Annotated in this window: 26 protein-coding genes; 10 read left to right on the top strand and 16 right to left on the bottom strand. The window is 47.9% G+C overall.

Annotated features, from left to right (window positions below):
- Positions 1 to 47: 47 nt before the first annotated feature.
- The 7 genes from AACR11_RS25770 to AACR11_RS25800 form a co-directional block, all read right to left on the bottom strand.
- Positions 48 to 476, bottom strand: coding sequence for a hypothetical protein (locus AACR11_RS25770; protein WP_005434695.1), 429 nt, complete (start codon positions 474 to 476; stop codon positions 48 to 50).
- A 447-nt stretch (positions 477 to 923) separates the two neighbouring features.
- Positions 924 to 1,805: an L-ribulose-5-phosphate 3-epimerase gene (locus AACR11_RS25775; RefSeq protein WP_029790531.1), complete on the bottom strand. Its 882-nt coding sequence runs from the start codon at positions 1,803 to 1,805 to the stop codon at positions 924 to 926.
- 8 nt (positions 1,806 to 1,813) lie between these two features.
- Positions 1,814 to 2,461: a 3-keto-L-gulonate-6-phosphate decarboxylase UlaD gene (locus AACR11_RS25780; protein WP_029790530.1), complete on the bottom strand. Its 648-nt coding sequence runs from the start codon at positions 2,459 to 2,461 to the stop codon at positions 1,814 to 1,816.
- Between the two features lie 5 nt (positions 2,462 to 2,466).
- Positions 2,467 to 3,288, bottom strand: coding sequence for a Cof-type HAD-IIB family hydrolase (locus tag AACR11_RS25785; protein WP_029790529.1), 822 nt, complete (start codon positions 3,286 to 3,288; stop codon positions 2,467 to 2,469).
- A 4-nt stretch (positions 3,289 to 3,292) separates the two neighbouring features.
- Complete coding sequence (locus AACR11_RS25790) at positions 3,293 to 3,985, bottom strand: L-ribulose-5-phosphate 4-epimerase (RefSeq protein WP_009696581.1); 693 nt, start codon at positions 3,983 to 3,985, stop codon at positions 3,293 to 3,295.
- A 9-nt stretch (positions 3,986 to 3,994) separates the two neighbouring features.
- On the bottom strand, positions 3,995 to 4,471 hold the full coding sequence (locus AACR11_RS25795) for a PTS sugar transporter subunit IIA (protein ID WP_029790528.1): 477 nt from the start codon (positions 4,469 to 4,471) through the stop codon (positions 3,995 to 3,997).
- A gap of 123 nt (positions 4,472 to 4,594) precedes the next feature.
- Positions 4,595 to 6,355: a PTS ascorbate-specific subunit IIBC gene (locus tag AACR11_RS25800; RefSeq protein ID WP_029790527.1), complete on the bottom strand. Its 1,761-nt coding sequence runs from the start codon at positions 6,353 to 6,355 to the stop codon at positions 4,595 to 4,597.
- A 386-nt stretch (positions 6,356 to 6,741) separates the two neighbouring features.
- On the opposite strand from AACR11_RS25800, the gene ulaR reads away from it, so the two are divergent.
- Both ulaR and ulaG read left to right on the top strand, forming a co-directional pair.
- Positions 6,742 to 7,497 carry an HTH-type transcriptional regulator UlaR gene (gene ulaR, locus AACR11_RS25805; RefSeq protein ID WP_029790526.1) on the top strand — a complete coding sequence of 252 codons (756 nt, stop codon included), beginning with the start codon at positions 6,742 to 6,744 and terminating at the stop codon, positions 7,495 to 7,497.
- A gap of 124 nt (positions 7,498 to 7,621) precedes the next feature.
- A complete protein-coding gene (gene ulaG / locus AACR11_RS25810; protein WP_005448892.1) occupies positions 7,622 to 8,689 on the top strand; it encodes an L-ascorbate 6-phosphate lactonase in 1,068 nt (355 codons plus the stop codon).
- Between the two features lie 282 nt (positions 8,690 to 8,971).
- On the opposite strand, the gene gltS (AACR11_RS25815) is transcribed toward ulaG, so the two are convergent.
- The gene (gltS, locus tag AACR11_RS25815) at positions 8,972 to 10,198 is read right to left on the bottom strand and encodes a sodium/glutamate symporter (RefSeq protein WP_020195065.1); all 1,227 of its coding nucleotides are present in this window, start codon (positions 10,196 to 10,198) and stop codon (positions 8,972 to 8,974) included.
- Positions 10,199 to 10,645: 447 nt separating this feature from the next.
- Between gltS (AACR11_RS25815) and AACR11_RS25820 the strand changes: the two genes are divergently transcribed.
- The 4 genes from AACR11_RS25820 (at position 10,646) to AACR11_RS25835 (ending at position 13,423) form a co-directional block, all read left to right on the top strand.
- On the top strand, positions 10,646 to 11,017 hold the full coding sequence (locus AACR11_RS25820) for a GntR family transcriptional regulator (RefSeq protein ID WP_009706721.1): 372 nt from the start codon (positions 10,646 to 10,648) through the stop codon (positions 11,015 to 11,017).
- Positions 11,014 to 11,871: an ABC transporter ATP-binding protein gene (locus tag AACR11_RS25825; protein WP_051117173.1), complete on the top strand. Its 858-nt coding sequence runs from the start codon at positions 11,014 to 11,016 to the stop codon at positions 11,869 to 11,871. Before AACR11_RS25820 ends, AACR11_RS25825 begins: the two co-directional genes overlap by 4 nt.
- Positions 11,871 to 12,701, top strand: coding sequence for a membrane protein (locus AACR11_RS25830; protein WP_029790524.1), 831 nt, complete (start codon positions 11,871 to 11,873; stop codon positions 12,699 to 12,701). The genes AACR11_RS25825 and AACR11_RS25830 overlap by 1 nt, the downstream gene beginning before the upstream one ends.
- Before the next feature lie 203 nt (positions 12,702 to 12,904).
- Positions 12,905 to 13,423 (top strand): RNA methyltransferase, encoded by a 519-nt coding sequence (locus AACR11_RS25835; RefSeq protein ID WP_029790523.1) that lies wholly within the window; start codon positions 12,905 to 12,907, stop codon positions 13,421 to 13,423.
- Positions 13,424 to 13,513: 90 nt separating this feature from the next.
- On the opposite strand, the gene gltS (AACR11_RS25840) is transcribed toward AACR11_RS25835, so the two are convergent.
- Positions 13,514 to 14,749 (bottom strand): sodium/glutamate symporter, encoded by a 1,236-nt coding sequence (gene gltS, locus AACR11_RS25840; RefSeq protein WP_005428854.1) that lies wholly within the window; start codon positions 14,747 to 14,749, stop codon positions 13,514 to 13,516.
- A 560-nt stretch (positions 14,750 to 15,309) separates the two neighbouring features.
- Positions 15,310 to 15,942 carry a CatB-related O-acetyltransferase gene (locus tag AACR11_RS25845; RefSeq protein WP_029790522.1) on the bottom strand — a complete coding sequence of 211 codons (633 nt, stop codon included), beginning with the start codon at positions 15,940 to 15,942 and terminating at the stop codon, positions 15,310 to 15,312.
- A 198-nt stretch (positions 15,943 to 16,140) separates the two neighbouring features.
- Between AACR11_RS25845 and AACR11_RS25850 the strand changes: the two genes are divergently transcribed.
- From AACR11_RS25850 to AACR11_RS25865, 4 genes are all read left to right on the top strand, one after another.
- Complete coding sequence (locus tag AACR11_RS25850; protein WP_026000288.1) at positions 16,141 to 16,914, top strand: DUF4344 domain-containing metallopeptidase; 774 nt, start codon at positions 16,141 to 16,143, stop codon at positions 16,912 to 16,914.
- A gap of 41 nt (positions 16,915 to 16,955) precedes the next feature.
- Positions 16,956 to 17,342, top strand: coding sequence for a thiol-disulfide oxidoreductase DCC family protein (locus AACR11_RS25855; protein WP_029790521.1), 387 nt, complete (start codon positions 16,956 to 16,958; stop codon positions 17,340 to 17,342).
- Positions 17,343 to 17,517: 175 nt separating this feature from the next.
- A complete protein-coding gene (locus AACR11_RS25860) occupies positions 17,518 to 19,179 on the top strand; it encodes a methyl-accepting chemotaxis protein (protein WP_079325248.1) in 1,662 nt (553 codons plus the stop codon).
- A 121-nt stretch (positions 19,180 to 19,300) separates the two neighbouring features.
- Positions 19,301 to 19,795, top strand: a complete 495-nt coding sequence (locus tag AACR11_RS25865) for a peptidylprolyl isomerase (RefSeq protein WP_005448882.1) — start codon at positions 19,301 to 19,303, stop codon at positions 19,793 to 19,795.
- 139 nt (positions 19,796 to 19,934) lie between these two features.
- Here AACR11_RS25865 and AACR11_RS25870 read toward each other — a convergent pair whose 3' ends face one another.
- From AACR11_RS25870 to AACR11_RS25895, 6 genes are read right to left on the bottom strand one after another with little or no spacing between them, the layout of a single operon-like run.
- Positions 19,935 to 20,726, bottom strand: a complete 792-nt coding sequence (locus AACR11_RS25870) for a LytR/AlgR family response regulator transcription factor (RefSeq protein WP_029790519.1) — start codon at positions 20,724 to 20,726, stop codon at positions 19,935 to 19,937.
- A gap of 15 nt (positions 20,727 to 20,741) precedes the next feature.
- Positions 20,742 to 21,764, bottom strand: coding sequence for a sensor histidine kinase (locus AACR11_RS25875; RefSeq protein ID WP_029790518.1), 1,023 nt, complete (start codon positions 21,762 to 21,764; stop codon positions 20,742 to 20,744).
- Positions 21,765 to 23,111, bottom strand: coding sequence for a hypothetical protein (locus AACR11_RS25880; protein ID WP_029790517.1), 1,347 nt, complete (start codon positions 23,109 to 23,111; stop codon positions 21,765 to 21,767). It lies immediately after the preceding gene.
- A gap of 45 nt (positions 23,112 to 23,156) precedes the next feature.
- Positions 23,157 to 23,942 carry an outer membrane lipoprotein-sorting protein gene (locus tag AACR11_RS25885; protein WP_029790516.1) on the bottom strand — a complete coding sequence of 262 codons (786 nt, stop codon included), beginning with the start codon at positions 23,940 to 23,942 and terminating at the stop codon, positions 23,157 to 23,159.
- A complete protein-coding gene (locus tag AACR11_RS25890) occupies positions 23,935 to 25,203 on the bottom strand; it encodes an ABC transporter permease (protein ID WP_029790514.1) in 1,269 nt (422 codons plus the stop codon). Before AACR11_RS25890 ends, AACR11_RS25885 begins: the two co-directional genes overlap by 8 nt.
- Positions 25,191 to 25,889 (bottom strand): ABC transporter ATP-binding protein, encoded by a 699-nt coding sequence (locus AACR11_RS25895; RefSeq protein ID WP_005448872.1) that lies wholly within the window; start codon positions 25,887 to 25,889, stop codon positions 25,191 to 25,193. The genes AACR11_RS25890 and AACR11_RS25895 overlap by 13 nt, the downstream gene beginning before the upstream one ends.
- Between the last annotated feature and the right edge of the window lie 7 nt (positions 25,890 to 25,896).

Consider the following 25,896-nt stretch of genomic DNA (forward strand, 5'->3'; position numbering starts at 1 on the left):
AAAAAAGGAGCACTTTGGCTCCTTTCTCTACATCGAATTGAATCGGCTTAATTATTCGCAAGTTTGGCAAATTTGCTGTAGGTGCTGATTTTGCCGTTGATGTACTCGATACCGCTGTGCACATTGTTTTCGGTGTGACCAACAATTTGGTATTCGACGATGAATTCACCGCTGATGACTTTAATAAACAAAAAGCCGTCGCTGACCTTCCATAAGCCCTGTAAACCACGCTCACTGAACAAGTCTTTTTCCACCAGCGTGCCATTTGGTTTGAGCTCTAAAATCGATGAGAAACCGTCGACATTCACTTTTACCCAAGGCTGTTGATGCACTTCGTAGCTGAGGATTTTGCGGCGTGTTTTCGCCCACTCACGCAGTTCTTGCTCTTGCGCTGGGGTGAGAATTGGCAGGTCTTCCATCTCCAATAGGGTGTGATGTTTTTCGTACCAGAAAAGTTGCAGATGGAGTAATTTCATTCAGATTAACGGGGTTTCATAACGACAAAGCGCAACTTTGCGCCAACCCTGATGGTAAGTCAACCAATGAAACGAAAGAGTGCAGTTTTCACGAGGGTTAAAAACTGCACGTTCCCACGATGGGAAAACAGTGCCCAATAACGAGCACCGGAGCATATATACCCAAGTGACTTCAAGATGCAGGATTCAGAACGAGTCACTGACTCAAGTTCAAGGAAAACGAAGCAGCGTAATAGACAGCTATTTCCAAGTCGTTTGACGAAGAAATTGTTTCCGTGACTCGTTCCCGAAGGGCGAATTGCCTTGGCTTCCATACTTTGTTAACGATTTTTGATTTAGAACCACTAGATCTTCAAATCGTTGCCGCGTCTGCAAACCAAGTCACTTTCGCTGAACCACGCATCTCGAGGTTACTTGGGTATAACTGTTTATACAGTTAAGAGAGAGTTATGCGGCAAACAACCTTGGTAATTCCGCATGATCACACGCTTGATTTAAGCGCTGTTGGGCGGTTTGAATGTGCGCACGCCAATGTTCATCGTGCGCCCACATCTCAATCACCAGTGGCACGACGCAGTCTGTCTCTTTGAGTGTGCGGAAGATGGCATCGAAGTTCACTTCACCATCGCCAATCACGAGATCGCGGAACTGACCTTTGTATTCCGGCGTCACACGATAGGTGTCTTTAAGGTGGATTTGGGTAATGTGTGGCTTACTCAATTTCAGTTCGGTGCAGACGTCATAGTTCCAACCAGAGATATTGCCCACGTCTGGATAAGCAGTGAAATACGGCGAATTCACTTCGCGATTGAGCACCTCGAACTTACTCAATGAATTGAGGTAATCGGTGTCCATGATTTCAACAGCAAGCATCACACCTGCGCGCTCAGCCAGTTTCGCCGCTTCCTTCATACCTTCAATAAAGCGCAAATGCGTGGCACGGTTTGCTGGCTCGTAATACACATCGTAGCCAGCTAATTGAATGGTACGGATGCCAAGTTTGTACGCCAATGCGATCGCCTTTTCCATGTGCAGCACAGCTTGCTCTCGGATCTTCGGATCAGCCGAGCCAAACGGAAACTTACGGTGCGCGCTCAAACACATCGACTGCAATGGCATGCCATAATGTTCGCACTGGTGACGCAGGGTGTAGATCGTCTCGTCGTCCCAATCTAAGCGGCTGCGGCGATCGTCTGATTCGTCCACCGATATCTCAAGAAAGTCGAAGCCCAACTCTTTGGTCACGCTGAGTTTTTCTTCCCAACTCAACTCGTTCGGCAACGCTTTCTCATACAAGCCAACACGATGACGTTGTAGGTTCTGATACATGTCGCCCCCTAGTTCCAGTAACGGTCGATTTGCGCTTTCAATGCTTCTGCGGTCTCTTGTCCTCTGTCGCCCGCCAATGCACGACCTGCGATAAAGGTTTTCGCTTTGATGCCTTCGAACAGGTAGATGTCTTCTGGCACGATGCCGCCCGTGATAGAGAGCTCGATACCTAGCTCAGAGAGTTGACGCATCTTGCTGATGTCAGCGTCTGTCCAACCAATCCCTGCCAACTCTGCATCGCGAGAACGGTGGTAAATCGCTTGAGTGATACCAAGATCCACCCACGCTTGCGCATCTTCCATCGTCCAGTTGCCGTAGATTTCGATTTGGATTTCGCCACTAAATTCATCCGCGACTTTTTTACACGCTTCGATGGTTGCAATGTGCGCTGCGGCTGAAACCGTAATCCAGTCAGCGCCCGCTTCAAACGCCATGCGAGACAAAATCGCGCCGCCGTCGGTGGTTTTCATATCGCACACTAGAATGTGATCTGGGTGGTTCTTACGCAGTGTTGAGACCGCATTCATCCCTTCTGCAAACGCGAGAATGGTGCCCACTTCAATCACATCGACGTAGCTATATACATTGCTTGCAACCGCCACAGCGTCAGTTAGGTTAGTTTGGTCTAGAGCGATTTGAATCATTGGTTTGGTCATGATGCTTATCCTTGAATTTTTTCACGTATCAGACGAGCTAAGCCGTCGTTATTGTTATCGGTTTCGCATACCAAACGGGCGCTAGAACGTACCGTCTCGTCTGCGTTGTTCATGGCAACGCCTAATCCGGCGTAACGGAGCATGGAAATATCATTGTGGTTATCGCCCACGGCAATGACATGATTCGGGTGATAACCCAACTCAGAAACGTATTCCGCCAGTCTTAAGCCTTTGCTGTTGCCTTTTGCTGCGAAGTCGATGCGATTCGACCACGAGCGTTCGCCGTTGAATTTCTCTTTCACCCATGGGTTTTCAATCAAGCGTTCTACCGAGCTTGGTAAGCCTTCCACCACGAATTTCCACACGAACTCGGTATTGCGCACTTCTTCGCTGAACGAGTCGATTTTGTAGATCTTCGGTTGAAGATGCTCTGGCGCGGTTTTCGCCCACTTTTCCAACGCTTCCATATAATGAATTGGGTTGTAGTTTGAGTACGTCATGGCATCAGTTACGTACATCACCATCTTGACCTGAAACTCCTTCGCCAAGGCGATGAACGTCAGCGCGTCTTCCTTATTGATGGAGTTGTGCTTGAGTACACGGTCATTGTGGTAGTCATAAACATAAGTGCCGTTGCAGCAGATGATAGGCGTGGTAAGACCCAACTCATCGTAATACGGACGTGCCGCAGTGTGATGGCGTCCGGTGACAATCACCACGTGACACTTCTGCTGCGCTTCTTGAATCGCTTTTTTCACCTCTGGGTGAATGCTGTGGTCATCGGTGAGGACGGTTCCGTCTAAATCTAAAGCAAGCACTTTGTACATGTCGTTACCTCTGCCCGTAGTAGGCGTTTTCACCGTGCTTACGCAGGTAGTGTTTGTCTGAAAGCTCAGGCTGGATCTTGATGCCGCTGTTGAGTGAACGCGTTGCTAATGCCATGGCAGAAATTTCTTCCAATACCACCGCGTTATGCACGGCATCATCGGCGTTGGTTCCCCAAGAGAAAGGCGCATGACCAGCAACAATCACGCTTGGCACTGCCATTGGATCAATGCGGCGTTGACGAAACTCTTCCACTATCACTAAGCCAGTGTTCTTCTCGTACTCTTCGGCAATTTCGCGTTGTGAGAGCTTGCGAGTACATGGAATGTCGCCATAGAAGTAGTCGGCATGAGTCGTGCCCAGCGCTGGAATATCAATCCCTGCTTGTGCCCAAATCGTTGCGCTGCGTGAGTGGGTGTGCACCACGCCGCCCACTTGTGGGAACGCTTTGTAAATCTCAATGTGGGTCGCGGTATCGCTGGATGGATTCATATTGCCTTCCACCACATTGCCGTCTAAGTCGACCACTACAATGTGTTCAGCGCGCATGCCATCGTATTCCACCCCTGATGGTTTAATCGCAATCACGCCGCGCTCGCGGTCAATCTCAGACACGTTGCCCCAAGTGAAGGTCACCAAGCCGTATTTCGGCAGTTTGAGGTTGGCTTCGAGCACACGTTGTTTCAGTTCGCTGTACATGATTTCTCCTTAGGCGGTGACAGCCAAAGCTTCATCAATCACGTTGAATACATCGGTTTTGCTGCGGCAACGACGAAGTTTGTCTAAATCCACGCCCGTTTCGCTGTCTTCATCATCCAACACTTGGGTCACTTCCATCAGACCTTCCATGTGCTCGTCTGAAGAGCTGCCCGCTAGCGTGATCAACACATCAACTGACTCATCTTCGCCTTCAAAGTAGATTGGCTCTTCTAACGTAACCAGTGCGAAGGCAGTACGAATTACGCCGTTTTCTGGGCGTGCATGTGGCAGTGCTAAGTTAGGCGCGATGCAGATGTAAGGACCCAACTCTTCCACGCTGCTGATGATGGCGTCATGGTAAGAAGGCTGAATCGCACCAGAGGCAATCAACATGTCCGTACCAATCTTGATGGCTTCATGCCAGTTAGAGGCTTTTGCTTGCAGTTTGATTGAGTTGTTGTCGATCAGTGATTGTTTTAATCCCATTGTTCTATCTCCAGTTTGGGTGCCGTGACTTTGGCTTTCCGAAACACGACACCACTGTTGTTATCCGCTGTTTGTTATTGGTTTCTTCTCTCTTCATTGAGAGAAGTATTTGGTCATGCTGTTTTATTTTGCTGGTACAAAGTTTTTATTGATGATGTCGAGTAGCTCGTCCCCGAAGGAGTTAGGGTTAAGCATGTTTTGCACCCCGAGTACAAACTTGCCTTCGCCTGGCTCCATCTCCGCAGATAGGTGCTTCGACGATACGATGATGTCCGTGCTCGCAAGCTTCGACTTGTAGTCCGACACTGCGCATGAGTCCATCACGTGAGGAATGCCTTTCTTCTCTAGGTATTTGCCGATCTTCATTTTCATCATCATCGATGAGCCTTGACCGTTACCACATACTGCTAGGATGCTTACTGGGCGCAGACCGTCGCTCGCTTTGATTGCTTGCTCTACCGCTTCAATCACTTCTGGCTCTTCACTCATTTCTACTGTGCCTTGCGCGTCTTCTTCAGCACGTAGCTTGCGAGAAGCGAAGAACATGTAAACCAGAGAAAGACCAACAAGAACGAAGAAGAACATTTTCGATGCAGACAGACCTTGCATGATTGGTGGGAATACAAGCGCCCAGTCCGCCATGCCCATCCAGCCGTTGAACTCTGTGCCGTGTTGGCTAAATAGGTGGATAGCCCAAGCAGAACCTAGCACCTCGATGATGCCCATCACGAAACAGATCTTCATCACCGCTTTCCAGCCACCGAAGTGGTTAGCAAATACGCCGATGGTCGCGTTAGAGAAGAACATTGGAATGAAGCCAGGGATGATCATGATTGGTGCATCGAATGCCAACATCGCCAGTACTGCTGCGAACTGACCCAGCGCACCCCACATGAAACCAAATACCATTGCGTTTGGAGAGAATGCGTAGATAGCCGCACAATCAATCGCCAATACCGCATTTGGAATCACGCGCTCAGAGATGCCTTTGAACGCTTCAGATAGCTCAGCAACGAACATACGTACACCGGCAACAATCACCTGAATCGCTACAGCGAATTTCAGACCCGTTTCTAGGATGTAGATAGTCCAGTGTGTGGTGCCCGCCATTTCTTGAAGGTTATCAAGACCGAATGAAAGCAGAATGATGCCGAAGAACACCGTCATCACGATCGCCGTTGCTGCGATGCTGTCGTGGAAGATGTGTAGCCATTTAGGCAGTTCTAGGTGGTCAACGCTGTCGTTCTTATCACCCAGTTTTGGGGCTACTTTTGTTGCAATCCAAGACGCCACCTGTTGTTGGTGACCAATAGAGAAACCCGCCCCGCCGGTGACTTCTTCAGTTGGCTTGAACATGATGTTAGAGGAGATACCCCAGTACAGCGCCATTAACACCGCAGAGTAAATGATGGTTTCCCACATGCTTGCGCCAAGCACAAAGTAGAACACGGCGATCAGACCCGCTTGCTGGAACATGATGTGACCAGTCAGCATGATGGTGCGGATGCCCGTGTAGCGGCGGAACAGTACCAAGAGGATGTTGATACCTAATGCCAACAGAACGGCGTAACCCACCCAAGAGTAGTTGTCGCCCATCGCTTCCATGGTAGACATCATGGATGTGTAAGGGTCAATGACTGAGCCGGTTAGCCCGTGATATTCAGAAAGTTTGGAAATCACAGGTTTGAAGCCAGCAACTAGGGTGCCCGCACCCACTTGAACCAGCATGAAACCCACGATCGTTTTGATGGAACCTTTAATGATGGTGGTGGCGTCTCTTCTCAGCAACCAATAGCCAATGCATGTTACCAAACCCAGTAGAAGTGGGGCTTTGGTCATAACTTGGCTGTAAAAAATATAGAAGATGTCGTACAAGAACTCCATATCTTTACCCCTAGAGTGTTTTTTATTTGTAATCGTATGTAGGTCAGAGTGATTCCATCTGATGTCGTAGAATCTACTCAGTTTTTGCTCACGAAATAAACTCTAACAATCAAAAGTAATCACGCAATGCTCATTTGTGATTATTTTGATATTTATCAATTTTGCCCTTCAAAAAACCCCACAAATGGTAAGCGGATCACACACAAAAATTAAATTACCAGTAAATACAATAACTTATAAATTCTTGTGATGAAGTTCAGATTTTCATCAGTCTTGAATTTGACAATCAAGAGCGTGATTAATAGAATCAAAACAAATCACAAGTAATCACCAAATAATCACTAGATACACATTTCGGTGAATTTGAATCAAATAGGGTGATGGGTATGAATGAAGTACAAAGACACAATGGCATTCTGTCTTTACTAGAAGAAAATCAGACGATTAACGTCTCACACATTATTGAGAGTTTTAACGTCTCTCCAGCTACGGCTCGCCGTGATATCTCTAAGCTGGATGAACTAGGCAAACTACGCAAAGTACGCAACGGCGCAGAACGCGTAGAAGCAGAAAAGAAAAAATGGTCACCGCTGAATATCAACAGCACTGAGCATTACGAAGAAAAATCCTTGATTGCGATGCAAGCCGCTGAGCTTTGTCAGCCTGGCGACAGCGTGGTCATCAACTGCGGTTCGACCGCTTTCCTACTTGGGCAGAAGCTATGTGGACAAGACGTGCAGATCGTCACCAACTACTTCCCATTGGCAAGCTACCTGATCAATGAAGACCATGACGATGTGATCATCATTGGCGGTCAATACAACCGTTCGCAAAAACTGTTCTTAAATCCGGCGCCCAACTCGCTTGGCAGTTACGCAGGCAATTGGATGTTCACCTCGGGTAAAGGGTTAACCGAAGCCGGACTCTACAAAGCCGACATGTTAACTGCGGTGGCAGAGCAGCAAATGCTTGAGCAAATCGACAAACTCGTCGTCGTGGTAGACAGCTCCAAAGTGGGTCACAGAACGGGCATGTTGTTCTGTCCTACCGAGAAAATCGACATTCTGATCACTGGCAAAAGTGCCAACCCAGAGGTCATCAAAGCGATAGAAGCAAAAGGGACACAGGTCATACTGGTCTAACGCGCCCTAGCCTCTTTCTCAAATAAATAAAAATAATTCAGCTCAGTGCCTTAACCACAAATTAAGGCGCTCGGCTCCCTACATCCCAAATTTAATAAAAATTGTGAAACAAAAAGGTGTTGCTATGAGTAAAGTAAATGAAATCACTCGTGAATCTTGGATCCTAAATACATTCCCTGAGTGGGGTACCTGGTTAAACGAAGAGATCGAAAATACGGTGGTAGAACCAAATACATTCTCGATGTGGTGGCTAGGTTGTACAGGTATCTGGTTGAAGAGTGAGGGCAACACCAACATCTCTATCGACTTCTGGTGTGGTACGGGCAAAAAGACGCAAAAGAATGCCTTCATGAAGAACCAGCACCAAATGATGCGTATGGGCGGCGTCGAAGCGCTGCAACCAAACCTACGTACTGCTATCTTCCCGCTTGACCCATTTGCTATCAAAGAGATCGACGCTGTGATGGCATCCCATGACCATGCTGACCATATCGACGTGAACGTCGCGGCAGCGGTACTGCAAAACTGTGGTGACCACGTGAAGTTCATCGGTCCACAAGCGTGTGTCGATTTATGGATGGGCTGGGGCGTACCAGAAGAGCGTTGTGTTGTCGCGAAAGTGGGCGATGTGCTTGAGGTCGGCGACATGAAGATCCGCGTTCTGGATTCATTCGACCGTACTGCACTTGTCACGCTGCCAGAAGGCACTTCTTCTTACGATAAAGAAATCCTCGACGGCATGGACAAACGCGCGGTGAACTACCTGATTGAAACTTCAGGCGGGTCGGTTTACCACTCTGGTGACTCGCACTACTCGAACTACTACGCAGCGCACGGCAACGAATACCAAATCGACGTGGCACTGTTATCTTTCGGTGAGAACCCACGCGGTGTGACAGACAAAATGACGTCTTCTGACATCCTACGCGCAGCAGAATCATTGAATTGTGATGTCGTGATGCCATTCCACCACGATATTTGGGCGAACTTCCAAAACGACCCACGCGAAATCGAAGTGTTGTGGAACATGAAGAAAGATCGTCTGCAATACAAGTTCGCACCGTTCTTCTGGCAAGTGGGAGGCAAATACACCTTCCCTACCGATAAAGGTCGCATGCACTACCAACACTTCCGTGGCTTCAGCGACATCTTCAAAAACGAACCAGAATTGCCATACAAAGCGTTCTTGTAATTCCGTCGCAACGTCGGTTTGGCAGGAATAAAAAAAGCCCGTCGCGATGATGGATGCGACGGGCAATTAGCTAGAGTCTTATAAGGAGAAAAGGAAATTACTGATGATAAATGTCCGACGATTTCGCATCAGTAACGTCCTCAACAAACCGAATATTAGTCATTGATAAATTTAAAGGACATGGCTCATTCCAGTAATCTAAATTGTTGATGCCTATTGCTCTAAGCCGATCAAAAAAGCCAGTCTCTCGGGACTGGCTTTTGTTTTGTGGAGCGTAGCTGATTACTTTATAAAAGAAATACAGCCTTGCAGAATCACTAGGTTAACGATATCGATAAAGAACGCGCCAACGATAGGCACCACCATAAAGGCTTGTGGTGATGGACCAAAGCGGTTAACGATAGAGCCCATATTCATGACTGCCGTTGGGGTTGCGCCCAGACCAAAGCCACAGTGACCACTTGCGATAACCGCTGCATCGTAGTTGCTGCCCATCACACGGAATGTCACGTAGTAAGCGAAAACCGCCAGAATCACCGATTGCACCGCCAAAATGATGAGGAACGGGATTGCTAAGTCGAAGATGTTCCATAGTTTTAGACTCATTAGCGCCATCGCTAGGAACAGAGACAGCGAAACCGTACCAAGAATATCGACCGTCTCAACATCCACTTTGCGAACTTTGGTCACTTCCATGATGTTGGTGATCACCACACCGATAAACAGTGCGTAAACGAAATCTGGAATCATCAACCATTTGATGCCAAAGCTGCTCACCCAACCTTCTAAGTAGCCAGCACCAGTGACACACAGCAGGATGATCGACAAGCTCTCGACCACTTTTTTCGCGGTTACGCGGTCTTCTTCGTGCTCGTTGTAGGTCACCAATTCAGGGAAACGTTCGTGAGTTTGGTTAGTACGCCCGTATTCAGATTCAAGGTTACGTTTATCGATCAAGCGCTGCGCTACTGGGCTGCCAATGATGCCACCAATCACCAAACCAAAGGTAGCGGATGCCATTGCCACTTCTAAAACGTTGTGCAAGCCGTACATATCTTGGAAGGTTTGTGACCATGCTGCGCCCGTACCGTGACCACCAGACAGCGTAATCGAACCTGCAATCAAGCCCATTAGCGGGTCTAAGCCGAGCGCCGTTGCCAAGGAGACACCGACCGCATTTTGGATAAGGATGTACACCGATGCTACAGCTAAGAAGATAAATACCTTAGCGCCGCCTTTAATCAACTGGGTGTAGTTCGCTGCTAAGCCAACGGTAGCGAAGAACATCAACATGAAAGTGTTTTGCAGCGGTAAATCGAAAACTAAATCCACGCCATTGAAATGCATCGCGGTGATCGCACATGCGACAATCAAACCACCCACAATTGGCTCGGGAATATTGAATTTCTTTAAGATCGGTAATTTAGCGTTAACGAATTGTCCCAAGAACAACACACAAATAGCGACGAGAAACGACTCTTGTGGACCGACAGAAATGACCTGATTCATAAAACCTCTTTGCCTCCTTTTTCTCATCCTTTGAGTAACAACTCGCAGGTTGAGCGGTATTTAGGCAGGTCAGAGTGCCTACTGAACGTGTGGTTTTCTAGGGTCCAAACCCACTAGATTCTCATTAAATAAGAAAGCAATAACTCGAATATTCACCCAATTCTCACTCAATGAAAAAACACACTTTTTCACCAAGTTTTGTGGCGCAATTTTCTCGTTTTTTTCGCACTTCTCAACTTATGAGAAGTGATCAATTTTTTGCCAATCTTTGAGGGCTAAAACGTATGCGATTGCGTGCAAATTTTGCGTGAAACTCTGGTGCAAACTGTGTCGAATTTTCATCGACAAAAGTGATTGAGAAAACAGCGCAAGAAGATTGGCGCTTTCTATCCCATCGCCAAGGTGTTATACATATATATAACACCAACTCAGCCAAGGAAACCAATCATGACGCATTGGCATGATCGCCAACCGATTTTCCGTCAGTTGGCTGACCAGATCACCCAGCAAATATTGCAAGGCATCTGGCAAGAGGGCGAAGCTTTGCCTTCGGTACGCAGTGTCTCTGCGGATATGAAGATCAACCACCTGACAGTCATGAAGGGCTATCAGTTATTGGTTGATGAAGGATTGATTGAGAAGAAACGTGGGCAAGGCATGTTTGTCGCCCAAGGTGCAAAAAAACAGCTTCTTGCTGATGAAAAAGCCCGTTTCCTTGAACAACAAATTCCGCAGATCGCCGACACATTACAACGTCTGGATATGTCACTTGATGAATTTATCCAACAAATCCAAACACATATTGAAGGTGACCAATGAGCGCATTAGTCAGTGTAAAACACGTCTCCAAGCAATATCGTCAGCAGGGTGAAGCGCTGCATGACGTGAGCTTTGATCTACAAGCGGGTCAAGTGCTTGGCTTGCTAGGTCATAACGGTGCGGGTAAATCGACTCTCATTAACGCCCTACTCGGTGCACACGAATATCAGGGTACCATTCGCATCAACGGCTTTGAGCCAATCATGCAACGCGACAAAATCATGCAGAGCTTGTCTTACATCTCGGATGTGAACGTTCTGCCAAACTGGATGACGGTTGCTCAGCTACTCGATTACACCGAGGGCGTACACCCAGGTTTTAATCGCAGCAAAGCCGATACCATGCTTCGTCAAACCGACATCAAGCCGCGTGCACGCATCAAATCCCTATCGAAAGGCATGAAGGTGCAATTGCACTTGGCTGTCGTCATCGCGACCAATACGCAGATTCTGATTCTGGACGAGCCAACGCTTGGTTTGGATTTGGTTTATCGCGATACCTTCTACCGTCATTTGCTGGAATGGTTCCACGATGGCGAGCGTGTGCTGATCATAGCGAGCCATGAAGTATCGGAAATCGAACACCTACTGACGGACGTGCTGATCCTTAAACACGGTCGACCTGTTCTGCAAACCTCAATGGACAGCATCAGCGAAGATTACTTCATTCTCGATGCCAGTGATGAGCATCGCGCACAAATCGAAGCGCTGAAACCACTGTCATCGCAAAAAGGCTTAGGCACGACTAAATGGTTGCTGTCGTCCCAATACGCAGAGCAAGTCGCTGGGCTGGGTGATGTGTATGGCGTCAAGCTTGCGGATCTGTTCTTGGCATTGCAGAAGGAGGCAGCATAATGAAATCGATTGTCGCGATGTTGCGTAAAGAATGGCTAGAGAACCCGTTGGTTACACGCGTGCCGTTATTTATGTTTGCCTGTGGTGTGCTACTGTTTGTCAGCTTAATGAGTAGCTCGACACTGCAACACAATATGTTCTTCCAAATGAGCTTTGGCGGTGATGTCAGTGACATCCACAAAGAGCTCGGCGATGACGTCAACATGCTGATCACAGGAGGCATTGGTTTGTTGTCTATCCTACTTGGCACTCAATACTTCCCGAGAACGCTGCGTAAAGAGCGTTCAGAGGGCAGTATCATGTTTTGGCGCAGTATGCCTGTCAGTGACGTGAAAACCCATCTGGTGAAGCTGACGTTTGGTTTATTGGTGATTCCATTGGTGTGTTCGGTATTGGTTTTCGCTGCCGACTTTATGCTGTGGATGTTGAATGTTTCAACCGACCACCAGCTGGCGTTATTGTATCGCCAGGCATCACTGGGCTTCGTACTGCTGAACTGGGTTGAATTCTTGCTTCGAATGGTGGTGGCTGGGGTGTTGTTATTGCCGCTCGCACTAACCGCAATGGCAATCTCACAGAAAGTGAACTCACCATTGTTGGTGATCTTGATTGGTATTTACGCGCTACGTTGGATGCCAATTGCGATGTTTAACTACTATGGTCTGGATGATTTCTTCTCAGCAATTTTCTATCTACCACTGCACGCGATTCTTGCGCCAAACCCGTTCAGCGCGATTCCAGATGCAGGTTGGATGAACGTTGGGATTTACGCTTTCATCGGTGTGCTTGCTTGGACGGCTAGCATCAAGTTTAGCCGCACCGTGGACTAACAAGCACAAGCAAAACCACACATCAAAAGCGAGGTACTGTCCTCGCTTTTTCATTTTCAACACCATCAATCTTCATTCTCTTTGCTTCAACGCAAAAATAATCAGCCTGTAGCAATAGCGCTTCGGCGTGGTTAAGTTCATAATCCCCCGCTTAATGCGCCCAGCGCTGTTATCTAGAATTTTTGAAAAGCAGAACACCAACCATGACCACCAAGCCAACAGCCATTATTGGACTGTACAACCCAAAGAGTCCAACCAACGTTGGCGCTGTATTGCGAGCCGCTGGCTGCTACGACGCTGCGCAAGTTCGTTACAACGGCACACGCTACAGCCGCGCAGTAAAGTTTCAGACCGACACCCAGAACTCACAAGAACGCATTCAATTAGTGGAGATGGAAGACCTCACTGCTAATGTTGCCGACGATGTGGAAATTGTTTGTGTTGAGTTAGTGGTCGGTGCAACAGCACTGCCCCACTTCACTCACCCAGAGAACGCGGTTTATGTGTTTGGACCGGAGGACGGTTCACTGCCGCAAGAGATGGTCGATAAGGCGCATCACGTGGTGTACGTACCGACTCACGGTTGTATGAACCTAGCCGCGACGGTGAACGTTGTGCTTTACGATCGCATGGCGAAAACACTGGGGACGATTGATGACCACCAGCAAGTCCTTGCTAATCGCGACAACAAGAACCGCTTGAAAATGAAAGCGTGCGTCTAGACAGACGAAGCTATTCGTTGGCAAACGCCAGATACAAAAAAGGTCACAGCAATACTGTGACCTTTTGTTTTATTTGGCGTCTTAATCTATCTAGCCAAGGAACGAGATGTAACCTTGTAGAATGATCAAGTTAACAATGTCGATGAAGAAGGCACCAACAATCGGAACAACCATGAACGCTTGTGGTGACGGACCAAAGCGGTTAACGATTGAACCCATGTTCATTACCGCCGTTGGGGTTGCACCCAAACCGAAACCACAGTGACCACCTGCGATAACCGCAGCATCGTAGTTGCTACCCATCACCTTGAACGTGACGTAGTAGGTGAAGATAGCCAGAATCACTGACTGCACGCCTAGAATCACCAAGAATGGGATCGCTAGGTCAAAGATGTTCCATAGTTTCAAGCTCATCAGAGCCATCGCTAGGAACAGAGACAGCGACACCGTACCTAACATGTCGACCGTTTCGGCATCCAACTTACGAATCTTGGTCACTTCCAAGAAGTTAGTGATGATCACACCAATGAACAACGCATAAACGAAGTCTGGAATCATCAGCCATTGAATGTCGTAAGTGCTCACCCATTGCTCTACGTACTTAGCACCTGTTACACAGATCAATAGGAAGAACAGTTTCTCAACCACTTTTTTCGCGGTTACTTTGTCTTCTTCGTACTCGTTGTACGTCACCAACTCCGGGAATTTCTCGTGGGTTTTGGCATCTCGACCACCACGACCATACTCAGATTCGATGTTGTTCTTTTCGACCAGACGCTGCGCAACCGGACTACCGATGATACCACCGATGATCAAACCGAATGTTGCTGACGCCATCGCGATTTCCAATACGTTATTCAAACCGTAAACGTCTTGGAAAGTTTGTGACCACGCCGCCCCCGTGCCGTGACCACCTGATAGAGTAATCGAACCAGCGATAAGCCCCATCAGCGGATCTAAACCCAATGCCGCTGCCAGTGAAACACCAACACCGTTTTGAATGATGATGTAGAACGACGCGACTGCTAAGAAGATGAAAACCTTCGCGCCCCCTTTCATTAACTGAGTGTAATTTGCTGCCAAACCAACGGTAGCGAAGAACATCAGCATGAATGTGTTTTGCAACGGTAAGTCGAACTCCAAATCGACGCCGTTAAAATGAAGAGCAGTAATGATGCAGGCAACGATTAAGCCCCCTACAATCGGCTCAGGTATGTTGAATTTCTTTAAGATCGGTAGCTTAGCATTAATGAAATGCCCCAGGAAAAGCACACTGATCGCAACCAAAAAGGACTCCAGTGCACCTACAGATATTAAATGATTCATATCGCCTCTTATTATTGTTCTCTTCATCCTCCGTAATGATTGAGTGTTAGTTTAACCTTCGCTCAATAGCAAATTTTCTCGCTATATTTTTCCGAAAATACTCAAAAGGTTGTGTTAAATGCGCCTTAGGCTAGTTTAAGGGACGGTCGTTAAGCGATGTTCTGATTTACGCGCTATTCGCAAGCCCTAAAATGTAAAAGGAGCCTGTTAAGCTCCTTCTTATCCTCTTCATAGACAAACAGAAATGACTGCTTGCAGGAGATGGATATCGTGTTGTGAGTATTGTCCGAGTGACACTTTCTGAACCGCTATCGGGCTCCCTTACTTAAACAGAATGTGATCATCACTATCGAGCAAAGTTCCTTCCCGTCATAACGAATAGAGCGCCGAGGTGGCGCTCTAACATCTGGGTTTGCTTGTATCCCATCGTAGTTAAAAACTCTGACTCATGGTGTTTGGAACGAGCCGAATCCCGGGAAATTCTCAAGCTTGCAACAAGTGTTCTCGTTACAACGGAGCGAGATTATAACATATCGCTGAAAATTTTCCTCATTTCAGTGCTATTCGCCACTTTCATAGTTTGCTTCTGCAATGATCAACTGTTCAATATCATTACTGCAGATGAAAGCGCGAAGTGCCTCGAACTTGGCTTCATCCCACGTGTAGATTTGCAGGGCGAGCAGCTTATCAATGATGTCTTGCTTAAAGCGAAGCTTAACGGGTTTTGCCGGAGATCCTGCCACCACAGTGTAAGGTGGGACATCTTTAGTCACGACGCTGTTTGCGGCAATCACTGCGCCTTCCCCAATGGTGACACCGGGCATGATCATCGCGCGCATGCCAATCCAAGCCGCGTCACCAATCACGGTGTCGCCTTTGCCTTGGTAAGATTGCTCGATGTCATCAAGTAACGGATACAGACAGAACCAGTCCGTCCTGTGATTATGGTTGCCGCCCATCAAAATCACCGCTTCAGCCGCGATACAAACGTAATCACCGATATAGAGCTGATCGACTTCCCACCTCGGTTGCCACGCTTTACTGACTTCATCGCCATGCAGATAACGCACGACAGAATCTTCAAAGCCGTTATCCCAACAATCGCTGTAATAACTGTGGGTGCCTTTGATGTGGATGTTTTGGTTTTGCACCACTTGGTGCAGGTACTGAAATTTGGACCAATGTTTTTTCATGGCAGTTGCCTCAATAGAGTAAATGTATGCCACGGAACGGTTTCTCGTGGCGTTGTTGCTGCGTTCTCAGTCAACAACGCCTATTGGATGCGGGGTTGCAGTAGTAATGGATTATTCATGAATGTGTCCTCCAGCGCGCACACTATAAAAAGCATGTATAATTTTCAAGCAAACCAAACAAATAACAAGATTCCGAAAATGAAAAGTCACTCTGCCTTTGCCTCTCTGCTGCTGTTTGCTGCCACAGCGTCTGCGAGCGAAAACATTAAAATCGAATACCTCCCAGCGGAAACTGCCGATGATCGCTTTGCTGCGCAAGTGATTGAAAGCAGTGAAGTGAACGACATCTTTGTCCAGCTTTCTGATGATTACTTCCCGTTTGATAACCCACTGACATTGACCTACGGTGGCGAAGACGGTCCGCTTTACGATCCAGAAACCCACACCATCCATATCCCATACACCTTCTATCTGGAATCATTTAACTACTTCACCAACAACAAGTACCAAGAACGTTACGGTAAAGCACCGAAAACGGGCGCGCTCGATACTTTGCTGCATACACTATTGCACGAAGCCGGACACGCTTACATTGCCGATCAAAACATTCCAGTACTGGGTAAAGAGGAAGATGCGGTCGATAACTTCGCCACCATTTTGTTGATTGATTACGTTGATGACGGTGCCGATGTGGCGATCAGTGCTGCGGACATGTTCGCATTCGAATCCGACGACAGACCGGACTACTACGATTTTGGCGAGTACATTGATGAGCACAGTTTCGATCTGCAACGTTACTTCTCTACCCTGTGTCTGGTCTACGGCAGCGATCCAGAGCAATACAAAGCCTTGTTGGATGAAGTAGAAAAAGATTACTTACGCGATCGCAAAGAGTTCTGCCAATTCAATTACGGCAACATCCGTGATAATTGGCTGCATTACTTGCAAGACAATGAACTAAAAGAAAAATAATCGCGTAAAAGGGATAAGAACCGCCAATAATGAGCTCAATCATGACCAAACTGACCGTATTTTACGATGGCACTTGTCCCTTGTGCGCCAAAGAGATGAAGGCGCTAAAACAACGCGATTCCAAACAGCAGATTAAAACCGTCGATATCTACAGCGAGGCGTTCGCCGATTATCCGCAGATCGATCCGGAGCAAGCCAACACCATTTTGCACGCCCTCAACGATAAGGGTGAGCTGCTGCTTGGGTTGGACGTGACTCATCGTGCATGGCAATTGGTCGGTCAAGGTTGGTTGTATGCACCATTGCGTTGGCGCATTATCAAACCTGTTGCGGACTGGCTTTACCTCAAATTTGCCAAAAACCGCTACCGCGTTTCCTACTGGCTAACGGGCACTTCTCGCTGCAATAACGGTTCGTGTTCACGTTAATTGTGATCCCGCTTAAAAATGCTACGACCTTAGTCTAAATTTATAAACTTCCTGTACTTCTGATTGATTAACTCGGTTAATCTCTAAGCATTACAACAATAAGTATTAATAATTTTATCAGGCAGGCTTATTCAGCTTGTCACTTGTAACGCTGCGCCGAGAGAAGGACGTCTCTATGAATCTGACGATCAGAAAACGACTATATATCCTTTCAATAATTCCAATTCTAACCATGGCAATAGGCATGATGTGGTTCACCTACCTACAAACCACTGCCTACAACGAACACGAGATTGAGCAGACTCGAAGTCAAATGATGGAGATGAAAAAAGCTGAGCTCAAAAACTACGTCCAAATGGCGCGCTCCGCCGTCGAGCCACTACTCGCTCAAAATGCCCCACTTGAAGAAGCACTGCCTATCTTGAAACAGTTGGAGTTTGGCCAATCCGGCTACATCTTCGGTTACGATTCAAAAGGCGTGCGTGTCGTGGTGGGTAAAAACACCAAAGGCATCGGAGAGAACTTCTATAACTTGCAGGACAAGAAAGGCAATTACCTAATTCAGGATTTGATCAAAAATTCCAAAACTGGTGAGTTCACGACTTATTACTTCCCGAAACTCGGTCAGAACGAAGCACTACCGAAACTGAGCTACTCGGTCTTCATTCCTGAATGGGATTTGATGTTAGGTACGGGCTTCTACACTGACGATATCGACGCCATTGTGACAAACATGGAAGAAGCCGCGCATCAGGTCCTCAACACCACACTGACGGCAATTGCTCTGTTCTGTGTCTCGATTGCAGCTATCGTAGCGGTCTTCGCGGTGTTTGTTAACCGCAGCATCATGAAGCCTATCGAGCAGTTTGATGCCTCAATCCACTCTTTCGCGCAAGGCGATGCAGACTTAACCGCACGCATGGAAGAATCAAGCGTACCGGAGTTCACCCAGCTTAGCCGTAACTTCAATATCTTCGTTGAAAGCCTGCAGGGTATCATCAAGAGTGTTAGCCATGTTGGGCAAGAAGTGGTTTCTGAAACCAACGACATGTCACAGCGAGCATCGCAAGTGGACGAATTGGCTTCAGGTCAACGTGAAGAGACCGAACAAGTCGCAGCGGCAATGACCGAGATGACAGCAACGGCGCACGAGATTTCCAGCAACGCTAACCAAGCGGCGCAATCCGCCAAAGACGCCGATGAAAATTCACAGCAAGCGAAACACATTGTTGATTCGGCAGCAAACTCTGTCGAAGCGCTCGCTCTAGAAGTATCGGAAGCCAGCACAGTGATTTCTCGTTTAGAGAGCGATGTACAAAACATCTCTTCTTCGCTAGAAGTGATTCAAGACATCGCCGAGCAAACCAACCTATTGGCACTGAACGCAGCCATTGAAGCAGCGCGTGCAGGCGAACAAGGTCGCGGCTTCGCAGTCGTTGCCGATGAGGTCCGTAAACTGGCGAGTCGCACTCAAGACAGCACAGGCGAAATTCACCAAATGATTGAGCAGTTGAAGTCTGGCTCGGATGCAGCAGTGAAAGCCATGGGTTCAAGCCAAGCGCGTGGTGAAGCAACGGTTGAGGAAGCACGAGCAGCCTCTGCCGCACTGCAAGAAATCCAAGCCGCAATTGCTAACATCATGGACATGAACACCTTGATCGCAACGGCAACCGAAGAGCAAAGCCAAGTTGGGCAAGAGATTTCACAACGTATTGAGGTGATCTCTCAACAAAGCAGCCAATCGGCGCACCTTGCGAATCAGAACCGCGCAGGTAGTGGCAACCTAAACCACAAAGCTAACGAGCTGTACGACTTGGTCGGTCGCTTTACGGTTTAACGCTTTCCTCACCTATTCACCATGCAAACAGCGACGCCAAAACGTCGCTGTTTTTATTTCTGCTATCCTCATACGACTTAGCTATAATGCCGCCAACTTAGCACCCATAAGGGCAAACCAGATGATTATTATGACCACCAATTTCGGTGACATCGAGATTGAACTGAACCTAGAACGAGCGCCAGTTAGCTCAAAGAACTTCAAAAAATACTGTGAAGATGGCTTCTACAACGGCACCATTTTCCACCGCGTTATCGATGGCTTTATGATTCAAGGTGGCGGTCACACCGAAGACATGGCAGAAAAGCCAACGCGCGCCCCGATCGCAAATGAAGCAAACCGTGGTCTAAAGAACCTTGTTGGCACTATCGCAATGGCGCGTACCGATGCACCGCACTCTGCAACGGCACAGTTCTTCATTAACTTGGAAGACAATGATTTCCTAGACCACACCGCAACTACCAATCTAGGTTGGGGCTACGCAGTGTTTGGTAAAGTGACCGCGGGTATGGATGTCGTAAATCGCATCGCGAAAGTAAAAACGACCTCTAAGCTTGGTCACGATGATGTGCCATGCGATCCAATCATTATCGAGAAAGTGACGGTCAGCGAATAAACCCATTCGCCTCTTCGGAGAGGTCATCACTATAAAACGAAAAAAGCGCCTAACGTCTTATGACCTAGGCGCTTTTTGTTTCTATTGCTGAAAAAATGAGCAGCGAGTTTACAGTGTAAAGAGTGAGCAGTTCTAGCGATTACATCCCTTTGAACAAACTTTGAGATGCACGGCTCACAGCGAGCTTGTTTTCTCCAACGTGCACAAACATTCTGCCTGTAAAGTCTTTGTTTACTTTGCTAATTTTGCACACTTGCACCACGCTTGAACGGTGCACTTGCCAGAACTGTTCTGGGTTAAGCTGCCCTATCAACTCTTTCAACGATGTGCGAATCAAATACTCCTGCACTTTACCTTGTCCTTGTTGGGCATACACAGAAACGTATTTTTCTTCCGCTTTGAAATACAGCACATCAGACGTGGCGATCAGATGAATATCTTCCCCCTGCGTCGCTTTGATCCACTGAAGATATTGCGGCGTTTGTGGCGCGGATAATTGCTGCAACTGCTCTAATAGGCTGCTCATCTGCACATTACTGCTTTCTTGCTCTCGCTTAGCAAGGCGTGCTCTCACTCTTTCACACGTCGTCAGCAAGCGCTCATCCGAGATAGGCTTGAGCAAATAATCGGCGGCATTTTGCTCAAAAGCTTTGATGGCGTAATCATCGTACGCGGTGACAAATACAATCAAAGGTGGATTGGCGAGTTGATTGAGTTTTTGCGCTAATGTCATGCCATCCAAAACTGGCATACGAATATCAAGAAACGCAATGTCAGGTTGGCTTTGCTCAATGGCTTGCAACGCTTGTTCACCATCGGCGACTTTAGCTATTACCTCTAACTCTGGCCACACTTCAGCTAGGCTTTTATCAAGATGACGCCTCAATAGCGGTTCATCATCAGCAATAATGGCAGTAAACCCTGTATTCATTCCTTTCTTCCTTGATTACGATTCCATTGGCCAGCTCAGGCGAACACAAACGCCACCCAGAGCAGACTCACTGATAGAAACCTCTCCTTGTCCTGCGAACAAAGCTTCAACTCGCTGCTTGAGATTGCTTAAACCGACGCCTGACCCCATGTGCCCACTCACGTGATTTAAGCCAACACCTGTGTCTCTGACTTCAATCAGCAAGTTCTGTTGTTCGCGCTTAATCAGCAAACGGACTTCACCGCCTTCTCGCTTCGGCTCAATACCATGGATGATGGCGTTTTCGATTAAGGGTTGAAGCATCATCGGCGGTAACTCGGTTCTACCTAGCCCCTCTTCTACCTCAATCTTGTAACTGAGTCGGTCACCTAAACGGGTTTGCTGGATGCCTAAGTAAGCCTCAATTAACGCCGTTTCATTGTCTATGGTAGTTTGCTCTTCACGTGAGCTTTTGAGCGTTGCACGCAGCAGCGCGGTTAACTGTTCTAGCATCAGCTTAGCTTTATCAACATCTTGCGACATGAGCGCACTGATATTTGCCAAGGTATTGAATAAGAAATGCGGTTCAATCTGGCTTTGCATCTGCTTAAGCTGACTCAGCAACAGCGCACGATCTTGCTCTGCTTTCTCGCGTTTAATGGCTTCCAACTCTCGTTGAGCGATTGCATGTTGCTCGCGTGAGTAAAAATAGAAAAAGCACATGGCACTGAATAACAACCCCATGAGTCCAACCGATAGCATACCTGAGATGCCGAAATATTCTCCGAGCCAAAACTGGGCGTTTACCACACCGAACAATAAGCAAGCCGTCAGCGAGATAGCCACTTCCGCCAAACGAGGAATGGTAGGAAACAGGCGGTCGACAAGCCATGAGAAGAATATAGCCGAATAGCCAAATCCAAAACTCACCATAACATGAACGTAAAATGAGCCGCCCCAAACAGAAAGCGTCATTGCTGCGATAAAGAGACAAAATGCCGTGGTCACTAATAAGCTACGCGACCATCCACTTTTCACCACTGATTTTGCTGAACACATTTAGAATTTCCCTTTGATGTTAAATACAATCATATGCTTATCATTGATTTGTGCGTAAGCAGATTGGTCGTCTCCGGTTAAAAAGCGTGCGGCAACTTCCACTTCTACACTTTGATCGCCGGTATCAATCCATTGGTAGTTAAGCCACTGCGTGACAATCACACCACCATCTTGTGGCGCCAACATCACATCCAACGTAGGGGTTACATCGCTTAGCCAGCCCATATCCGCTTTACCGTTCCATGCAGCCCACGCTTCCAAATCCCAACTCCAGTGCAGCATTACATTATGCTGGACGATATTGGCGTGCTGAAACCCTTGGGCGTAGCTTGTCGCAAGTAGAGCGCTGCTAGCCAACAGAGAGTTGTTAGGTTCAGGGAGCTGAGAGAGTAATTCGCCACGCTCTATTGCTTGCTGCCATTCGCTTTTCGACCATGCTCGGCTGTCGTACCAATATTCAGCAATCACGTTGTGTCCGGCTTGGTTTGCCCAGTTCACCCCAACTAAAGCTTGGAATGCGCTTCCCTGCTCCTCAGCTAAAACGGGTTGGTAAAGATCATCCTGCTGAAACTGATAGCCGACACTTTGCTTTTGCCACAGTATGGAACCGTGCATGGCGATGGATTCATCCCACACGGCAATGGCACTGGCTCCGAGTAAACCTCGGCGCACATCATCGTAATAACCAATCAGCTGATATTCTGTGTCACCCACCAGCGCATAACGGCGGATACCAACACCCTGTTGCTCTGCGGCTTGATCAAGTGCACTTTGGTCTTGTTGCCCCCAGCTTGAATCCGTTGCAATCACCGTCCACTCGCCTGCCATATCATAGTGTGAAAGTGAAAGCACACCCGCGCCTTCTTCTACGACTAAGCCAACCGGGTTTTGTCGATAAGGCTTAAACAGATCCAAAGGTCGGTAGCCATAACCCACGCCCCAATCCACGCGCAACTTACCCAAACTCACATCAAGAGTGGTGTCACCGACTTGCCACTCCCCTAGCCAAGCCAGCTCTCTAATCAACAGTTTGTTATCAGCTTCGCTCCACCAATCACTCTCTCCTTGTTGATCGAGGTACAAACCTTGGCTGTACAGAGCGAACAAGCCACTAAAGTTTTGATAGTTAACCTGCACATCCAGCAATGCATTGAGTGAATCACGAGAACTGCCCTGCGCCTGCATAAATGCGCTATCACGCTGCTTGGCAGTTTCGTAACTGACAGCCCAATCCCACTCAAAACTCAGTTCATCATTGGCAAAAACTGGGGCTGCAGCGCCCACACACAATGACGCAGCAATCAACAGACTGGTGCTTTTGTTAAGGTTAAGCTGGTGCGGTTTCATGTGACTTCCTTGCTCGTTTTAATCGCTCTGTTTACGGAGTTCAGGCTAAAGCTGAGTCGTATTGGCTTTAGGCAAATAGCTTGGGTTGTAGAACTTATTGTCCAGCTGCCAAGGCACGATTTCTTGATACTCGATAACGGTCTTTTTGCTCGGCTGAATGCTATCAAGCAAGGTCATCTCACTGACGTAGTCTTCACCGTTGTCGCTTGCACGTCCGTATTGCGCTTGCTTGGCGAGTTTGCCCGAGCGCAAGTAAAGATCGGCTTTGATTGGAAACGCATCTTGCTCAGACAACCACAAGTCGATCTTCTGATAGCTCGCCCCTTTGGTTTTCGCGGTTAACGCAAGGTGATAAGCCGCGACACTTTCTCCGTTCACCGAAACGGTTTCTGTCGCTCTCCATTCACCTTGATAATCTTGGCTCCAAGTCAGGGTTGAGATGTCGCCGATAGACGCTTCACCAAGCAGCTTCTGCATCGGCGTAATGCGAATCGGACGGCGGCTCTTTGGCATTTGCAGCCAGTAGTTGTCGCCCATCATCAGCATCTTTTGCCCAGCTTCGACTGCCGATTTGAACACCACCAACGATTCACGATTTGGACGCGTGTACACATGGTAAAGGCGGGTTTTATCTAACTCTTGGTCTTGATATAAGCGCACCAGTGACACCACTTTGGAGGAATCATCTTGCAAGCGGTAGCTGTCGGCTTTTTCAATCAATTGCGCAACTTGCTGTGCATCTAGCGCTGTTTCATTCGCACTGGCATTTATGCTTGCAACGCCGCTTACCGTCAGCAGTGCAATTGGTAATAGTGATTTGAAATTAAACATAAATCAGTGCCTCCGTAATTGGCTTGTTCACCCCTTTGCGCGCCGAGAAAAACGCCGCAACCAAACAAATCATCAATACCGCGAATCCTGCGACAGCCACCAGCTCCCAAGAGAAGTAAATCGTCAATGGGTAACCTTCTGTGCGTCCTGGCGGTGGCGGCATTTGCACATCCACGACCATCAGTAAGACGGTAACTAACGCAGTAAACAAAGCGCCGATTAAGCTGCCAATCACCGCAAGTAACCCTGCTTCGCGCAAGAACCCAGCAATGATTTCTCGAGGGTAGCTACCAAGCGCTGACAAGGTGCCAATTTCACGGGTACGCTCGGTGACCGACATGGTCATGGTGTTGAACAGGGCGACAAAGACTACCAACGCCATTACTGCGCCCATAATGCCGAAGATGCGGTCGTACAAATCTTTCACTTTGAGATAGAAGAACGCACGTTCTTGCCAAGGCGTAATCTCAATATCTTGATCGCCAAAGTTCTGCTTTTGCTTACTCAGAACCGAAGCCACTTGTTGCTCGACTTGGCTCGTTAAACTGGTATCGAACAAGAAGACAGATAACGCACTGACTTTGTCTGAGCCCAACAACGATTGCGCGCTGTTGATGTGCACGTACAACTGGCGTTTATCAAGCTCTGGTACGCCTGTTGAATAGATGCCACGAACTTTGAAGTCATACGCGTTCAATGCGCCGTCAGTTGTGGTCGCCAGCAAGGTAATCCAATCGCCAACGTGCACGCTTAGGTTGTTCGCCAAATCAACACCGAGCATCACTTCTGGCTCTGCAGGGTCATAACGCGATGCGTGAATGTTGGACAGCGTTTGCCCTTCGCGCACATCCAAAAACGGTCCTTTCATATCGAATTCGCGCTCGTTCACACCAATGCCGATAAAGATCGATGATTTGTTACCATTGGAAATCAACCCACTGAACTCAACTCGTGGCTGCACGCCTCGCACTTCGTTTAAGCCAATCAATTGCTTGGTAATGTCGTCTGCATGAGTTAACCCGTTACTCAGCGGCATCTCTTCTTCTTTGGCGAAGTAACCCGGAGTGGTTAACGTCAGATGCCCCGTGTCACGCGCTGTCGATTCTTTCAAACTGTCATAGGTGTACAGACCAAAACCGCCCGCGCTGGTTAACGCAAACACGGCAATAGCGATGATCAGCATCGACAACAAACTGCGACGGCGATTGCGTTGCAGGTTCAACCAAGCAAGACGAACCGAAACAGGAATTAGCTTGCCCATGAAACCTCCTCCACACTTGCGTGCGTTTGGGTAATTTTGCCATCCACCAATTCAATGGTGCGATCACAACGGGATGCCATGCGAGGGTCGTGAGTGGCGACGATAAAAGTGGTGCCTAGCTCGTGTCCGAGCCCTTTCATAATGTCGATGACCTTGTTGGCAGTTTGGCTATCAAGACTTGCGGTTGGCTCATCAGCAATCACCAATGCCGGTTTGTGCACTAAGGCGCGCGCAATTGCCACGCGTTGTTGCTGACCGCCTGATAGGTTATCGGGCATGTGATGAATAAACTCGCCCAAGCCAACGTGTTCTAGCATTTGTGTGGCGAGCTCGGTTTGTTCAGCTTTTGAAAAGCCGTTGAGGTGTAACGGATACGCCACGTTCTCTAACGCTGTCATCACGGGGACAAGATTGAATTTTTGGAACACAAAACCAAGCTTTTCACGACGCATTTTCGCCGCCTGCATTTGCCCGGTTGGGTATGGGCTGCCTGCAAACGTCACCTGACCTTGGTATTGAGTATCCAGCATACCAAGCACGTTAAGTAAGGTGCTTTTGCCTGAGCCAGACGGTCCACACAGAGCCACCATTTCGCCAGCAAACACTTCACCAGACACGTCTCGCAATGCACGCACCGTTTGGTTGCCAAGGGCGTAATCGCGACTAAGTTGATTAAAAACGATCATGACGCCT

This window comes from Vibrio sp. L85, assembly GCF_963871815.1.
GTDB classification, from domain to species: Bacteria; Pseudomonadota; Gammaproteobacteria; order Enterobacterales; family Vibrionaceae; genus Vibrio; species Vibrio harveyi.

Excerpts from the sequence above, each read along its gene's own strand:
- AACR11_RS25860 (WP_079325248.1), top strand. The coding sequence starts at position 17,518 with ATGAATCTGACGATCAGAAAACGACTATATATCCTTTCAATAATTCCA.
- ulaR (WP_029790526.1), top strand. The coding sequence starts at position 6,742 with ATGAATGAAGTACAAAGACACAATGGCATTCTGTCTTTACTAGAAGAA.
- AACR11_RS25825 (WP_051117173.1), top strand. The coding sequence starts at position 11,014 with ATGAGCGCATTAGTCAGTGTAAAACACGTCTCCAAGCAATATCGTCAG.
- AACR11_RS25835 (WP_029790523.1), top strand. The coding sequence starts at position 12,905 with ATGACCACCAAGCCAACAGCCATTATTGGACTGTACAACCCAAAGAGT.
- AACR11_RS25830 (WP_029790524.1), top strand. The coding sequence starts at position 11,871 with ATGAAATCGATTGTCGCGATGTTGCGTAAAGAATGGCTAGAGAACCCG.
- AACR11_RS25895 (WP_005448872.1), bottom strand. The coding sequence starts at position 25,889 with ATGATCGTTTTTAATCAACTTAGTCGCGATTACGCCCTTGGCAACCAA.
- AACR11_RS25850 (WP_026000288.1), top strand. The coding sequence starts at position 16,141 with ATGAAAAGTCACTCTGCCTTTGCCTCTCTGCTGCTGTTTGCTGCCACA.
- AACR11_RS25780 (WP_029790530.1), bottom strand. The coding sequence starts at position 2,461 with ATGACCAAACCAATGATTCAAATCGCTCTAGACCAAACTAACCTAACT.
- AACR11_RS25885 (WP_029790516.1), bottom strand. The coding sequence starts at position 23,942 with ATGTTTAATTTCAAATCACTATTACCAATTGCACTGCTGACGGTAAGC.
- AACR11_RS25790 (WP_009696581.1), bottom strand. The coding sequence starts at position 3,985 with ATGTACAGCGAACTGAAACAACGTGTGCTCGAAGCCAACCTCAAACTG.
- AACR11_RS25820 (WP_009706721.1), top strand. The coding sequence starts at position 10,646 with ATGACGCATTGGCATGATCGCCAACCGATTTTCCGTCAGTTGGCTGAC.
- gltS (WP_005428854.1), bottom strand. The coding sequence starts at position 14,749 with ATGAATCATTTAATATCTGTAGGTGCACTGGAGTCCTTTTTGGTTGCG.
- AACR11_RS25880 (WP_029790517.1), bottom strand. The coding sequence starts at position 23,111 with ATGAAACCGCACCAGCTTAACCTTAACAAAAGCACCAGTCTGTTGATT.
- AACR11_RS25890 (WP_029790514.1), bottom strand. The coding sequence starts at position 25,203 with ATGGGCAAGCTAATTCCTGTTTCGGTTCGTCTTGCTTGGTTGAACCTG.
- AACR11_RS25775 (WP_029790531.1), bottom strand. The coding sequence starts at position 1,805 with ATGTATCAGAACCTACAACGTCATCGTGTTGGCTTGTATGAGAAAGCG.
- AACR11_RS25795 (WP_029790528.1), bottom strand. The coding sequence starts at position 4,471 with ATGGGATTAAAACAATCACTGATCGACAACAACTCAATCAAACTGCAA.
- gltS (WP_020195065.1), bottom strand. The coding sequence starts at position 10,198 with ATGAATCAGGTCATTTCTGTCGGTCCACAAGAGTCGTTTCTCGTCGCT.
- AACR11_RS25870 (WP_029790519.1), bottom strand. The coding sequence starts at position 20,726 with ATGAATACAGGGTTTACTGCCATTATTGCTGATGATGAACCGCTATTG.
- AACR11_RS25875 (WP_029790518.1), bottom strand. The coding sequence starts at position 21,764 with ATGTGTTCAGCAAAATCAGTGGTGAAAAGTGGATGGTCGCGTAGCTTA.
- AACR11_RS25785 (WP_029790529.1), bottom strand. The coding sequence starts at position 3,288 with ATGTACAAAGTGCTTGCTTTAGATTTAGACGGAACCGTCCTCACCGAT.
- AACR11_RS25845 (WP_029790522.1), bottom strand. The coding sequence starts at position 15,942 with ATGAAAAAACATTGGTCCAAATTTCAGTACCTGCACCAAGTGGTGCAA.
- AACR11_RS25855 (WP_029790521.1), top strand. The coding sequence starts at position 16,956 with ATGACCAAACTGACCGTATTTTACGATGGCACTTGTCCCTTGTGCGCC.
- AACR11_RS25770 (WP_005434695.1), bottom strand. The coding sequence starts at position 476 with ATGAAATTACTCCATCTGCAACTTTTCTGGTACGAAAAACATCACACC.
- AACR11_RS25865 (WP_005448882.1), top strand. The coding sequence starts at position 19,301 with ATGATTATTATGACCACCAATTTCGGTGACATCGAGATTGAACTGAAC.
- AACR11_RS25800 (WP_029790527.1), bottom strand. The coding sequence starts at position 6,355 with ATGGAGTTCTTGTACGACATCTTCTATATTTTTTACAGCCAAGTTATG.
- ulaG (WP_005448892.1), top strand. The coding sequence starts at position 7,622 with ATGAGTAAAGTAAATGAAATCACTCGTGAATCTTGGATCCTAAATACA.